The organism is Enterococcus sp. LJL90 (assembly GCF_056924355.1).
Map to the genome: position 1 here is coordinate 174,413 of NZ_JBXPBQ010000002.1, position 12,690 is coordinate 187,102.

General features: G+C 38.9%; 15 protein-coding genes. 5 read left to right on the forward strand and 10 right to left on the reverse strand.

Features of this window, described 5'->3' with window-relative positions:
- Positions 1-87: 87 nt before the first annotated feature.
- Positions 88-648: a restriction endonuclease gene (locus tag AC1Z3S_RS05710; protein WP_461739554.1), complete on the reverse strand. Its 561-nt coding sequence runs from the start codon at positions 646-648 to the stop codon at positions 88-90.
- Between the two features lie 125 nt (positions 649-773).
- On the opposite strand from AC1Z3S_RS05710, the gene AC1Z3S_RS05715 reads away from it, so the two are divergent.
- The 3 genes from AC1Z3S_RS05715 (at position 774) to AC1Z3S_RS05725 (ending at position 3,914) form a co-directional block, all read left to right on the forward strand.
- Positions 774-1,088 (forward strand): hypothetical protein, encoded by a 315-nt coding sequence (locus AC1Z3S_RS05715; RefSeq protein WP_461739555.1) that lies wholly within the window; start codon positions 774-776, stop codon positions 1,086-1,088.
- 200 nt (positions 1,089-1,288) lie between these two features.
- Complete coding sequence (locus AC1Z3S_RS05720) at positions 1,289-2,521, forward strand: phosphotransferase (protein ID WP_461739556.1); 1,233 nt, start codon at positions 1,289-1,291, stop codon at positions 2,519-2,521.
- A gap of 658 nt (positions 2,522-3,179) precedes the next feature.
- Entirely contained in the window at positions 3,180-3,914 is a 735-nt protein-coding gene (locus AC1Z3S_RS05725) for a nitroreductase family protein (protein WP_461739557.1), read from the forward strand.
- Between the two features lie 202 nt (positions 3,915-4,116).
- On the opposite strand, the gene AC1Z3S_RS05730 is transcribed toward AC1Z3S_RS05725, so the two are convergent.
- A complete protein-coding gene (locus AC1Z3S_RS05730; protein WP_461739558.1) occupies positions 4,117-4,692 on the reverse strand; it encodes a CDP-alcohol phosphatidyltransferase family protein in 576 nt (191 codons plus the stop codon).
- 152 nt (positions 4,693-4,844) lie between these two features.
- Between AC1Z3S_RS05730 and AC1Z3S_RS05735 the strand changes: the two genes are divergently transcribed.
- Positions 4,845-5,333 (forward strand): hypothetical protein, encoded by a 489-nt coding sequence (locus AC1Z3S_RS05735; protein ID WP_461739559.1) that lies wholly within the window; start codon positions 4,845-4,847, stop codon positions 5,331-5,333.
- Positions 5,334-5,385: 52 nt separating this feature from the next.
- On the opposite strand, the gene AC1Z3S_RS05740 is transcribed toward AC1Z3S_RS05735, so the two are convergent.
- From AC1Z3S_RS05740 to AC1Z3S_RS05770, 7 genes are all read right to left on the reverse strand, one after another.
- Positions 5,386-6,255 (reverse strand): aminoglycoside 6-adenylyltransferase, encoded by an 870-nt coding sequence (locus AC1Z3S_RS05740; RefSeq protein WP_461739560.1) that lies wholly within the window; start codon positions 6,253-6,255, stop codon positions 5,386-5,388.
- A 129-nt stretch (positions 6,256-6,384) separates the two neighbouring features.
- Positions 6,385-6,816 (reverse strand): GNAT family N-acetyltransferase, encoded by a 432-nt coding sequence (locus tag AC1Z3S_RS05745; protein ID WP_461739561.1) that lies wholly within the window; start codon positions 6,814-6,816, stop codon positions 6,385-6,387.
- 4 nt (positions 6,817-6,820) lie between these two features.
- On the reverse strand, positions 6,821-7,252 hold the full coding sequence (locus AC1Z3S_RS05750) for an acyl-CoA thioesterase (RefSeq protein WP_461739562.1): 432 nt from the start codon (positions 7,250-7,252) through the stop codon (positions 6,821-6,823).
- Positions 7,253-7,267: 15 nt separating this feature from the next.
- Entirely contained in the window at positions 7,268-7,867 is a 600-nt protein-coding gene (gene lepB, locus AC1Z3S_RS05755) for a signal peptidase I (RefSeq protein WP_461739563.1), read from the reverse strand.
- Positions 7,868-7,936: 69 nt separating this feature from the next.
- On the reverse strand, positions 7,937-8,956 hold the full coding sequence (locus tag AC1Z3S_RS05760; protein WP_461739564.1) for a DUF1002 domain-containing protein: 1,020 nt from the start codon (positions 8,954-8,956) through the stop codon (positions 7,937-7,939).
- A gap of 164 nt (positions 8,957-9,120) precedes the next feature.
- The gene (locus AC1Z3S_RS05765) at positions 9,121-9,303 is read right to left on the reverse strand and encodes a hypothetical protein (protein ID WP_461739565.1); all 183 of its coding nucleotides are present in this window, start codon (positions 9,301-9,303) and stop codon (positions 9,121-9,123) included.
- Between the two features lie 58 nt (positions 9,304-9,361).
- Entirely contained in the window at positions 9,362-10,471 is a 1,110-nt protein-coding gene (locus tag AC1Z3S_RS05770; protein WP_461739566.1) for an SLC13 family permease, read from the reverse strand.
- A 118-nt stretch (positions 10,472-10,589) separates the two neighbouring features.
- On the opposite strand from AC1Z3S_RS05770, the gene AC1Z3S_RS05775 reads away from it, so the two are divergent.
- Positions 10,590-11,141 (forward strand): guanylate kinase, encoded by a 552-nt coding sequence (locus AC1Z3S_RS05775; protein ID WP_461739567.1) that lies wholly within the window; start codon positions 10,590-10,592, stop codon positions 11,139-11,141.
- A 110-nt stretch (positions 11,142-11,251) separates the two neighbouring features.
- Here the strand turns inward: AC1Z3S_RS05775 and proS are convergent, their stop codons facing one another.
- Positions 11,252-12,688, reverse strand: coding sequence for a proline--tRNA ligase (gene proS / locus AC1Z3S_RS05780; RefSeq protein WP_461739568.1), 1,437 nt, complete (start codon positions 12,686-12,688; stop codon positions 11,252-11,254).
- Positions 12,689-12,690 lie beyond the last annotated feature (2 nt).

Below are 12,690 nucleotides of genomic sequence, written 5' to 3' on the forward strand. Positions count from 1 at the left end.
TGTAACATCTTGCTGATTACCAGTTGCGATGAAAATTTTTAGTGGTTGAAGATAAAAATTTAGTTTGTAGGAAGGATGTAGCAGATTTCAGGATGCTTTTTTCTCTTTAGCAGCTTGTAATTTCTGCTGTTCCCGTAAAAGTTTTGCTAAGGCGTCACGATCCCATAAATGAACGTTTAATTTGGCTGCTAATTCGCTAGCAGATTTCGTAAAATAATTATTGGTGATAACAATCCCTTGGTCTAAGCCGTAATAACCTAAGCCGGCATGGACCTCTTGGACGGCTTTATTGCCAACTTTTTTCTTCCAGCGTTTACACTGAAATCCATAAGAAACACCATCCTTTTGAGCTAGCAGGTCGATGCCTTGATCGCCGCCCCTGCTGGTTTCTTTGATTTTTAGGTAACCAACTTTAGTCAATAAAAATTTTGTGTATTGTTCAAATTCAATCCCCGACAGTTCATCAATAGTCGCCAGCTCCGCTCGAGCAAAACGGTGCTTTTGACTGAAGACCGGATATAAATTCAACAATAACCACAACAAAAGACAAAACAGCAACCCATACAAATAACGCTGATCTTTTTGTAGGAAAAAAATCAGGCCACAATAAACCGCTATTGCCCCAAAAAAATTGCCTAATTTTTTCATGACAAGCCCTCCAGTTCACTTTTAAGTACATTTCTACTACTATGTTATAATTTAACTAGATTTCTTTTTATAAAATACGCAAAAATACTGCTGAAATCATTGAAAATACGAAGGGAGGAAGGCAAGTGTTTACCTATATTTTTTTAAGTCTGGTGATTTTCGGTTTTTTAATTCTGGCAATTCAACTGTTTCGTGGTAAATGGCTGCGCTTAATTGCTGGCAATACCTTTGGCGACTTGCCGAAAGAAGCCGCCATTAGAGCTGGGCGAGTAGTTGGGTGGCTGTTAGTTGGGCTGATTATTTTATTTGGTTTAATCATAGCGGACACATTTTTTCATATCTTTGGAGCATTGATTAAACTTATTTTGCTTGTTATCACAATTACGTCCTTCTATCTGATTTTTAAATATTTGCGCCATTGGGTTAAGACGGGAAAATAAATGTTGGCAAACAAGTTAGCATCAGTGCTTTTCGAAAGTGGGCTAAGGTGCTTATCTAGTTGTTTGTTACTTTCAGCAAACATTTTTGAAAAACAATTTTATTTCTAAAAACTAATTTTAGAAGTTCGAAGGAAAACTTGATTATAGATTTCAATCTATAAATGGACTCTAAGAACATTTTTAAAGAGAGGTAACCTGAAATGAAAAAGCTTATCTTGATTGGTGGCCCAATGGGGATTGGGAAAAGTACCGTAACTGCTGCATTAAACGAAGAGTTAGAAAACTCAGTGATGTTAGATGGTGACTGGTGCTGGCAAATGCATCCGTGGCAATTTACAGAAGAGAATAAAAAAATGGTTTTGAAAAACATTCAATTTTTGCTGCAATCCTTTATTGATAATTCAAACTTCGAATTTATTATTTTTTGCTGGGTGATGGATCACCAAGAAATAATTGAGGATGTTTTAGCGGGATTGAAGCTATCCGATACGGAAGTATTTTCTATCTCACTTGTTGCGAGCCCGCAAAAGTGGCAGTCTTATGAGGTAATTAAGGAAGGCTGGTCAGATGATGTCAAAATTTCTGCCGCAATCAGCAACAAGCGTTATTTATATCGCATGTTTTCCAATGATTTATTTGCTGAAAAGTTAGCAGAGTTTCATTTTGTTGAAATTGTTTACCAAATTGGTATTCCATGTTCTCAGCCAATTTCGTGCCTGCAGATTAAAGGTTCTGAATGGGCTTACATGAAATTATCCTATCTAGAAGGGGAGACTTTATCAGAAGTTCTCTCAGATTTGCCGGTATTAGAGCAATATCAATTAGGCCAAACTGCAGGGAAATTTCTTAAAAGGCTTCATGAACAACCTCTTGAAGAAAAAATTTTAGCAGAGGATTGTCTAAAGCAAGTTATTGCAAAAAAACGCCGCCAGTTGGACCGCTATTTGCAGGCTGATTATCATTTAGATAATCAAGATGCGATGATTAATTTCATACATGAAAATCTTGATTCTATAATGCAGCAACCAATAACTTATCAACATGGCGATTATCATCCTAGTAATTTAGTTTTGCAGCCGGACAATACTTTAGCGGTGATTGATTTTAATCGCTGGGATATCGGTGATCCTTTTGAGGAATTTGTCAGAGTTGAAGCTTTTACCGTCGAAGATTCAACAGCTTTTGCGTGGGGCCAAATTTCTGGTTATTTTAATGGCAATGTTCCGGAAAGCTTTTGGCTATTGTTCAAAGTTTATGCTTATCATACGGCGTTATTTAGTATCATTTGGTCAGAATCTTTTGGTAAAACTGCTGTTAATGATGCCATCCAACGTTATCACCGAATTGCTGATGACTACGCAAATCAAAATCATAATCAACCTAGATGGCTTGCCGAAATCAAACAACAGCTTAGTATGTTAGAAAGTGAATAGATTTAAGTTTTGCATCCTAAATAGTAAAAAGAACAGAAAAAATATTAGGTTATGTATAGATAGTGGATTCGTAAAAGAACTAGTAGGTGGGTTGAAATGTATCGGATTTCAATCTGCTTTTTTGTATTTAAAACAAAGTCAACTTTGTATAATATATATTATGTAAACTAAAATATAAATTTTTAAACTGTTCGACATATATCCACATAAATCTACTCGTTTTAACCTCTCCTCCGCCTGCAAAATCAAAGTATAAAATGCAGATTCCGTAAATCTGTTGTTCTATTGTTAAAATATTAAAACGAATCAAAATTACGAAGAAAAGTAATTGAAAGTTTTTTTATCAGTTTTGGTTTACGTTTCACCAGTCTAGCGCTAGCGCCGTGAATTACATCAATATTACTTGCTTTGAAATAATTGATATCCAAAATTTGGTCATAACTATTAAACTTTATTTTCATTTACCTAGTCAGCTTAAAATCACAAAAGGAAAATCTCCATCACTTAACTACCACTTAACCACAATGATTATAGCTTTAGATTTTTTATTAGCATTACTGACATTATTAAAAAAAACTTCCTCACTTAAACTCCTAACCAGCATTCTTTTTCTTAACTCTGGTACACTGTTACTACCATTATTTTAGGAGGTTTTCTTTTGGATTTATTTGAAACCATGATTCAACATACATCAGTTCGAGATTTTACTCAGCAGGATATCCCGCAGCCATTAAAGGAGCAATTGGCTGCTGCTGCTCAGAGTGTCTCTTCCTCAAATTTTTTACAGGCCTATTCTATTATTGAAATTCGTAATCCTGAAAAATTGCGTGCTATAGAGAGTTATAGTCGTAACCCGGGATTTATTTCACAGGCTGGGATCTTTTATGTATTTGTTGCAGATTTGCAGCGGCATGCCAGAATTTTGCAGGCGCAGCAGAAAGATATCACCCATTTAAAAACGATGGAACCACTGCTTGTGTCCATAATTGATACGACTTTGGCAGCTCAAGGCATGGCGACCTTTGCTGAAAGTCAAGGTCTGGGCATTTGTTTTATCGGCGGTGTTCGCAATCAGATTTTTGAGGTAGCGAATCTTTTACAGCTACCACCGCTGACTGTCCCCTTATTTGGTTTGGTAATTGGTTATCCAAAAAATAAAAATCAAGTGAAGCGACGACTGCCAAAAACACTTGCTGCACCAATTGACCGCTATCATTTTGATATGAAGGAAATTACAGACTATGATTTAGCCATGGAAAACTATTACACTCAGCGAAGTAGCAATCAGCAGCAAACTAGCTGGAGCCAAAAAGTCACTGATTATTTTTCCACTGCCAAACGACCACAGTTGAAGGATTTTTTAAAACATCAAGGTTTTTCCGAAATAAAATAGAAGCAGTAACACTAGATTAAACAGAGAAAATTTTTCCGAACAATAGCCGACATGCACCCAAAATATTGAGAATTTGCGATGAGGAACTCCTGGGCCGCAGTCGTAAACGCACTTTCTGTCTCGATAACCCACTGGACCACAGAGACAAATACAATATTATTTGGAAATTTATCTGTTCACATGACTACTGTCACATTCATTTCTATATTTTGTCTATCATAAAGATAGATTTGACTTGAAAATCATACTCTCTGCTCAACAAAATAATCGATAATTCTTCGATAACCGCTAAGCTGGCCAGCAGTAAAAATGCCAGCAATAAAAAGTTGCTGCTGGTTTCGATTTTTAAATAGTGCTCCAGATAACCGTCCAGATAATCGTAGAATGGAACAAAAAAGAGACAAATCCATGCCCAGCGATTTAAAAACGTGGGCATCACGAGAATAAATCGTTGAAATTTATCATAGGCAATAACGATTGCCACCACTTTAAAAAACAAAATACCTGCTAACCAAACAAGTTCCCATGAAAGCAATGTTTGCTGAGGTCCCAATCTGATTAACGCAATAAATAAAAAGGCTAAGTCGCCGATTAAATCAGCATGAAAACCAGCTTCATCTGCAATCCCTGCTGATTTGGCGATACGGCCGTCGAGAATATCACTGAGACCACAGTACAAATAAATTGCCAAGAATTCCCAAGATTCTGTCCCAAAGAAAATTAAGAAGGGTGCTGCTATAATTCGCGAAAAACTAAATAAATTGGCTAAGACCCTCATCCTATCACCCTCCCCTTACACGCCTTTATCATAACATAAATTTTTTAGAAAGTTGATAGCTTGAAAGGGTTTCTCTCTCTGTTAATTTATGTCATAATAAAAAAGAAAGCGGATAAAATAACGTATCAAGCTGAAATCAAGGAGATGATTATATGAAAGTAAAACTATTGGGTGTCACCCTTTTAAGCGGATTAATATTAGCTGGCTGTGGCGGTAGTGATTCTACTAGCAGCACAGCTAGCTCTACTACAACGACAATTGAAAGCAGCTCAGTGACGGAGGATAGCAGTATGACTAGCATGGTTGACACAACTGAACATTTAGAAAGTGTGATTGTTTCCAATGAAAATAATGTTTTAGTCGTTGCACGAGTCGGTCAAGGCACCGATATGTATCGACTTGAAGTTGATTTGGACAAGGTGAAAATGGAAAATGGTAATGAACCAGCGACGAGCGAATTGATTGCCGGTTTAGTGGTTAACATCACTTATAGCGGAATCATCGGCTTTAGCTACCCAGCCTTTATTCCAAATTACAGCGAAATTTTAGTCACAGAAGAAACTGACCAAGCGACTTTGGATGCCGCTTTAGAGGCGCAAAGAAGTCTGATGGCGACTGACTCCAGTATTACAGAAGAATAGTAAAAAAATTAGGAGAAACCTGTAGCAATAGCCAGAGGTTTCTCCTGATTTTTTATAGTTTGAATGTTTCAGCTAAATCATTTTCCTGCTTGCTTAAAAGATATTTCTCAGGAATTTTCGGTAATTCCTGTAAAAAATCTTCAGACAAGTGAAATTCATTTTTAAGCAGCTGGGAAAATGTCATTGTCAATGCCATTAATTGCAGCAGTGAAGTATAAATCGCTTCAGAGCCATCAGAATAATAGGTTGCCAGTAGTGCTGCCCGCTCGTTTTCATCGAGTAAAGGCAAAATTTGTGTTTGCTGTTTGCCATAACTGCGTTCAAATCCATAAGTCAAGGCCGTTTGCCAGGTCATCAGTCGAATCACTTCATCCCGGGTGATTCGTAAATAAAATTGAGCCAGCAGCAATTCTCCCCGCAAAGTTGCCTTCAAGACACTGAGGGATTGCCACCAAAATTCCTTAATAGAAGCTATCACGGCTTTTTGAGTGGGATAGGTCAGCCAATAATCTTGATCTGTTGAGACAATTTGCTCAGTCAGCCCCTCTTTATCGGCAATAATTTGAGTCAAGGAATCTTCCTTTAAATACTCCGGCAACAGTTTCAAGGAACGAAACTGAAAATCAATTCGGACCCCATTGGTATATTGAACTAAAAAAATATAGCCTTGGTCTTTTGGAAACCAAGGCGGCGATAAATCGTCATCCTCAGGTTCTGTCATAATTAAAACCTCACCAAAGATTTGTAAAAAATCTTGCTGAAGTCGATATTTTTTAACTTGATCGGTAAAGAACACCACATCGTAGTCTTTAAATTTATCATCAGCGATTTGCGGGTTTACCCGCGAGCCATTCATGGCAATGACTCGCAAATCTGTATTTTCCACAAAAAATTTTTTTAATAAACGCATCGTTTGATCCATCGAAGACTCCTTTTTAATAGCAACACTGTTGACAAAGACTCTTTTTAAAATAGCAAACCAGCTGCCTCATTGGAACATAGTAAATGCGGTGAGGTATCTACTTCTTTTCCTCAATCGCTTGAAACATTTTTAATTATTTTCGGTTCCTGTTAAATCCATTAACATAAAATATTTTGTAGTGCCGGCGAATGGCATATCGGCGACTTCGGCGATAATTGCAAAACCATAATCCAAATAAAAATCCCTAGCCTGAAAATCCTGCGTATTAATTGTGATAAAGCGGCAGTCATTTGTTAAGGCAAAGTCTTTGGCTTGATTTAATAGCTGAGTCCCTAAACCTTGCTGGCGCACTGATGGTTTAGTCGCCAATAAGCTGATATGCAGAGTGTTTAGCCATTTGTGACCGCTGATTCCACCAAGATAGCTGCCTTCAGAAAATGCAGCAAAAGAAAATTCAACAGCTTTACCGATAGGCCCATCACTATTTTCTAGTTGATGTTCGTTCAAAAGTGCCGTCAGTTCTTGATTATTTTTTGGCAGTGAGTAATCAATTATCTCCATCTAGTTACTCCTTTGTCTGATTTTTTAATGCTTCAAACTGGTGATGCACTTCAGGAAAACTTTTCTTTAAACTGATGAGCCGGCCAGTTTCCTTGGATAAAAAGCAATGCTGACTGGCGCCCGTCGTATAAAGTTTGCCACTGGCATCTTTGATTTCATAAGTAATTGTCAGGCGGGTTCCCGTATAAGCTTCTACGGTTGAATAAATCAAGACTTGGTCATCAAAATGAACCATCTCTTTATACTGGCAATCTACGGCAAGCACTGGGATGATAATTCCCAGCTCTTCGATTTTTTGATAAGAGATTTGATTTTTTGCGAGAAAATCTAAACGAGTTTCTTCAAACCAGCGAATATAATTGGAGTGATGGATAATTCCCATCTGATCGGTTTCATAATATTGAGCTCTTCTTAGATATGGGCTGTTGTCTGTCATGGTCTCCCCTTTTCTTTAATGTAAAATGCCAAAATCAGTCAGCGGGCGGTAACGGAAATGGACCACGCCGATAATTTCCTCTGCTGAAATCAGGCCAAAGGTCCGGCTGTCCTCAGAATTATTGCGATTATCCCCTAAGACGAGATACATCTCATCAGGAATTGTTGCAGGCATGGCTTCACCGGCTAAACTCGGGGTAATTTCCAAAATATCCTGCAGGTCAAAATTCCAAAAAGGACTACTGTAATTGTCCTCAGGCTCCAGATGGTCCTCTGGAGTGACCTCTCCATTAATATACAACACCCCGTCATCAAAAGCCACATCATCTCCGGGCACTCCAATCACCCGTTTGACGTATTCCTCAGCCGGCTGTCCCGGCGGATTAAAGGCGACAATATCAAAGCGATCGACCTTTTCATAATTAAAAATTAAAACCCGATCGCCATCAGTCAACGTCGGGTTCATGGAATCACCATCAACAACTCCTTGGGAAACGAAAAAGCCGAAAAAAATAACTAGAAAAAACAAAACAGCCGCTAGAATAATTAGCAAAATTGACCGCTTTGTTAAAGGGACTTTTTTATTCAGCTGTTCCACCAATTCCTGACTTTTCATCTTTTCACCACCATCAAAACTTTTCTTGTAACACCGTAGCACGCTAAAAATTCTTTGTCAAAAAACCTTTTAATTAAACAAATTGGTAAAGAAGTCTTTAACTGAGGTCCATAAATTTTGGAAAAAGCCTTCGTTAGCCTTCAAGGCATCTGTTAATCCGCCAAACTGGTCGCCTAATTGGCTGAGGGTGTCTTTAAAGCTGTCGGAAATTTTTTGCAGCTGATCTAAAGATTCCTGTGATAAGACGCCATCAGTATCCAAATACTTTTGCGCCAAGGCAATTAATTGATTGATGCTGTCTTGAGAAATATATTGCGATAAATCATTGTCCTTTAATGCTTGGTTGACGACATTTTCAACATCTTCAGCGGTGACATTGTCCCCTTGCGCTTCTTTGAGGGCGGCCAATTCTGTTTTAATATCAACTAAAGCTTGGTTCAATTGTGTTTGATAAGCTTCATCGGCGGCTGATTGTTCTTCAGAAGATAACGTGCTGTCTTGAGATGCCTCGCTAGTAATTTCATCTGCAATATCTGTGGTTGTCGTTAATTCTTCTTGCGCCAGTTGCGCGCGGTCAGGATCAATCGTCACGCCATGGGCTTCAAAGGCTTTATAAACACCCGTTAAGGCACTTTCGCCGGTGACTTGCACAACGCTAGCCACTTCAATTGAGGTATCGGTGATGCCAGCAGTCACCAATGGATTCATATATTGCTCGGCCGTAATTAACGTAATATTAGCAGGCGTGACAATATCCACTTGAATACCGCTGCCGCTTGCTTCTTTGGTTACAACAACGGAACTTAACATAGCGGAATCATCACCAGAGCCGGAGCCAAGATAATTAATTAAATCTTGAGCGGTTGCTACCTCCGTATCGACATCTGTTGCAGTAATATTTAATAAACTCATGGTTTCATTTAATTGCGCGGCCGTTAATCCGGCGCCGGCGACAAACATCGGTTTATCCCAGGTTGTTTCTTCACTAGTAGTTGAACTGCTAGTGGCTAAAGCAGCTGTGGGAATTGTTAAAAGACTGCTGAATAGTAAAGCAGTGCTTGTAAGTAAGCCAATTTTTGAAATTTTCATGGTAGACTCCTTTCGTTTCTTTAATTCTAGCCTATTCGTAAAGGCAATCAGTCAAAAAAATGTTATCTTAAGCCATTATTTAAAATGCTTGATTTTTCTTAAAGTTCTAAGCAACAAAAAAAGCTCTAGGATAAAGTGTAACAGATTTTATCCCAGAACTCCCTTTACATGTCTTTAGTTAAAAAGTGAATGGCGCCTTGATCATCCCTTGAGAGAATTGTTTTCTCCTTTAAATAAGTAAAAGTTAATTCAGGGATGCTAACATCTTGGAGCATTTTTTCGTAGCCTTCAAAAATATTGCGAATATAGGCTTTATAAGCCACTTTTTTCTTTAATCTTTTTTTCATGGGACACCTTCCTCATGTCATATCTTACCAATTTATCAAAGGCTCCTCAAGAGTCAAATTAGAAAAAATTAAAGAGGCTGAAGAAAAGTAAAAAGACGGCTAACAGGCAGAAATTTAACAGAGAAAAATTTCGCAAAAGCTGCCCCTTCTCCCCTGATGCATAAAGGGAGAACACTTTAAAGCCGATTAAATTAGCTAAGGAAGCGACTAAAGTCCCAAGCCCACCGATGTTGACCCCTAAGAGTAATGCTTGACTTTGTTCAGTGAAGGGAGCTAACAGCAAAGCTGCCGGCACATTGCTAATCAGCTGACTAATTAAGCTGGAGCCCACCAGCACTGACAAGAAATTCCCCATGATGTTTTGGATAAAACTAACAAAGGTTGGAATTTCCGCTAGATTGCCGACGATTAAAAAAAAGAACACAAATGTCGCCAAGAGCCGATAATCGACTTCTTTTAGGGCTCTTAGATCAGCTAAGACAACTAATAAAATGCTGACAACAACTGCTATTGTCAGCGGCACAATATGCAGAATTGCTAAAATCATTAGCAGTAGGCCAATGAGTGCCAAAGATAATTGCTTGGTCGAAAATTTTTTCAGCTGCGGACTGTTGACCTCTAAAGGATTTTTATTGATAAAACGTGTGATAACTAGGAGGCTGACGGCTGACAATAGGAAAAATGGCAGCATCCAGATTTCGAATTGGCCAAAAGGCACCTCGTAATATCCGTATAAATATAAATTTTGCGGATTGCCAAAGGGCAGACTGCTGCTCCCTAAATTTGCGGCAATAATAATCAGTGTCGTTCCAAGAATTTTACTTTTAAAGGCTTTATTGTGGCCGATAATTTTTAAAAACACCGGCAATAAAGTTAAAATCGCAATATCATTGGTGAGAATCATTGATGAAAAAAAAGCTAAAAAAGTCAGATTGGTGACTAAGGATCGTTCGTCCTTGGATAATTGAATCAGCTTGGCGGCAAAAAAATCCAGCACTCCAAGTCTTTCAAGGACCTTGATAACTGCCATCAGACCAAGTAAAGTCAAAATCACATCGCCATCAACGAATGACAAAGCAAAGCGCCCTGCCCCGCAGGCGATAATTGCTAAAATAAATGAAAGGCTAAACAGCAAATCACTTCTAAAAAAATTGATAAAAGTTTTCATTTTTCCACTCCCAAGATGATTATAGCATTGTCTAGGCTTTTTTCAGTCTAAAAAGTGGCTGGATTTGCCAACTTTTGTGTATACTGAGAATAATCTAGAACTTGAGAAGGCGGAGCGTATGAAAAATCTTTGTTATATCTTTGTGGGCCCCAGTGGTTCCGGTAAAACAAGCTTAGCTGAAGCGGTGTTTAGTCAGCAGCAAAAAGTGATTTCCCACACCACCAGAGCGCCTCGCCCCGGGGAAATTTCTGGGCGGGATTATTTCTTTGTGACGCCGAGAATTTTTGAACAAATGATTGCTGAGGAAGCCTTTGCAGAATTTGACCGCTATAATGGCAATTATTACGGGGTTTCCTTAAAAGCGATTCAAGAAAAATTGCTGCAGGATGACTGTTTTGATGTGCTGACTTTGCCGGGATTTATCAACCTTTATCAGCGCTTTGGCCAGCAGATTATTCCTGTGCGTCTAAATATTTCAAAGGAAGAAACGGAAAAACGGATGTTACAACGGGGGGAAGACGAACAAAGTATCACTAAGCGCTTGGCCCTCTTTCAAACAGAGGTCAAAGCTAATCAAAGCTTAGATCGCTATCCTCTCTTGATTGAAATTGATGCCAATCAAAGTTTAACAGCGATGACCCGTGAATTTAGGCAAAAGAGAAAAGCATAACTAAAAAGCCCACTAACTTTTTAAGAAGATGAGCTGTCTGGAAATGTTAAAATTTCTAAGGACAGCTTTTAACTTCAGTGTTAGTGGGCTTTTTTTATTGTGTAAGTAGCTTAATAAGCTCTAGCAATCCAGACTGTGTGTTTAGCTGGTTTGCCACTGATTAAGTCAACAGTTTTTTCAACAGGTGGATTAAAGGGAATATTTCTGGTCGTAAAACCAGTTTCCTCTTTAATTTTTGCTTCGGTTTCCTCGCTACCATCCCAACCGACTAAAACAAAGCCCGGTACTTTGTCTTCGGCTTGTGATTTTTCGATATGGGCCTTTAAATCTGCTAAGGTTTCGATTTCCAAATGTTCATTTTCTTTATTGCGCAATTGAGCCTTTTCTAATAGACGAGGCGTCATCAATTCCAGTTGCGCTTCAACGTAGCCCTCTAAGTCCGCAAAGTCAACAGCTTCCTTATCAGCTAAATCCCGCACCTTAACCATCGCATGATTATTTTCTAAATCCCTTGGTCCGCATTCAATCCGCACACAAGCGCCTTTTAATTCCCATTCATTAAATTTATAGCCAGGAGAATTGTCTGTGTCGTCTAGGCGAACACGATAGCCTTTATTTTTAAGGCTGGCAAAAATTTCCGACAATTTATCTAAAATCGCTGGATTTTTCTTCCACGGGCCGACTGGCATTAATACAATTTGTGTTGGCGCCACAGTTGGTGGGAAGACTAGGCCGTTTTCATCTCCATGGGTCATAATTAAGGAGCCAATCAAGCGAGTGGAAGCTCCCCAAGAAGTTGTGTGAACATGGGTGTGTTGATTTTCCTTTGTCAAATACGTGATATCAAAGGCGTTAGCGAATTTTGTCCCTAAATAATGGCTAGTTCCCGCCTGCACAGCTTTGCCGTCTTGCATCATCGCTTCAATTGAATAGGTATCGACTGCGCCAGCAAAACGTTCGGAAGGAGTTTTTTGTCCTTTGTAGACCGGAATGGCCAAGAATTCTTCGCATAGGCGAGCATATTCTTCTAAGACACTCATGGTTCTGATGCGGGCATCTTCTTCATTGGCATGGGCAGTGTGGCCCTCCTGCCATAAAAATTCTGAAGTTCTCAAAAATGGTAAAGTTTTCTTTTCCCAGCGGAAGACATTCGCCCATTGATTAATTTCATAGGGCAGATCCCGATAAGAATTAATCCAATCGGAAAAGGCTGAACCAATCATTGTTTCAGATGTTGGTCTCAAGGCCAAGGGTTCTTCTAATTTTTCATTGCCGACTTCTGTGACCCACGGCAATTCTGGGGCGAAGCCTTCAATGTGATCCGCCTCCTTCATAAAGAAGCTTTGGGGAATGAGCATTGGAAAATAAGCATTGCGAATCCCTTCTGAACGTAAAAATTTGTTGAACTCCTCTTGAATGTGTTCCCACAATTCATAGCCATCTGGCCGGAAAATCATCGAGCCTTTGACCGGCGAATAAGACATTAATTCCGCCTTTAAAATCGTCTGGATGTACCATTCTGTAAAATCATTTGTCTGTTTTGCCATGT

What these genes read in the sequence shown, in the direction of transcription:
- AC1Z3S_RS05710 (WP_461739554.1), bottom strand. Translation starts at nt 648, where the DNA reads ATGAAAAAATTAGGCAATTTTTTTGGGGCAATAGCGGTTTATTGTGGC.
- AC1Z3S_RS05720 (WP_461739556.1), top strand. Translation starts at nt 1,289, where the DNA reads ATGAAAAAGCTTATCTTGATTGGTGGCCCAATGGGGATTGGGAAAAGT.
- AC1Z3S_RS05730 (WP_461739558.1), bottom strand. Translation starts at nt 4,692, where the DNA reads ATGAGGGTCTTAGCCAATTTATTTAGTTTTTCGCGAATTATAGCAGCA.
- AC1Z3S_RS05735 (WP_461739559.1), top strand. Translation starts at nt 4,845, where the DNA reads ATGAAAGTAAAACTATTGGGTGTCACCCTTTTAAGCGGATTAATATTA.
- AC1Z3S_RS05740 (WP_461739560.1), bottom strand. Translation starts at nt 6,255, where the DNA reads ATGGATCAAACGATGCGTTTATTAAAAAAATTTTTTGTGGAAAATACA.
- AC1Z3S_RS05745 (WP_461739561.1), bottom strand. Translation starts at nt 6,816, where the DNA reads ATGGAGATAATTGATTACTCACTGCCAAAAAATAATCAAGAACTGACG.
- AC1Z3S_RS05750 (WP_461739562.1), bottom strand. Translation starts at nt 7,252, where the DNA reads ATGACAGACAACAGCCCATATCTAAGAAGAGCTCAATATTATGAAACC.
- lepB (WP_461739563.1), bottom strand. Translation starts at nt 7,867, where the DNA reads ATGAAAAGTCAGGAATTGGTGGAACAGCTGAATAAAAAAGTCCCTTTA.
- AC1Z3S_RS05760 (WP_461739564.1), bottom strand. Translation starts at nt 8,956, where the DNA reads ATGAAAATTTCAAAAATTGGCTTACTTACAAGCACTGCTTTACTATTC.
- AC1Z3S_RS05765 (WP_461739565.1), bottom strand. Translation starts at nt 9,303, where the DNA reads ATGAAAAAAAGATTAAAGAAAAAAGTGGCTTATAAAGCCTATATTCGC.
- AC1Z3S_RS05770 (WP_461739566.1), bottom strand. Translation starts at nt 10,471, where the DNA reads ATGAAAACTTTTATCAATTTTTTTAGAAGTGATTTGCTGTTTAGCCTT.
- AC1Z3S_RS05775 (WP_461739567.1), top strand. Translation starts at nt 10,590, where the DNA reads ATGAAAAATCTTTGTTATATCTTTGTGGGCCCCAGTGGTTCCGGTAAA.
- proS (WP_461739568.1), bottom strand. Translation starts at nt 12,688, where the DNA reads ATGGCAAAACAGACAAATGATTTTACAGAATGGTACATCCAGACGATT.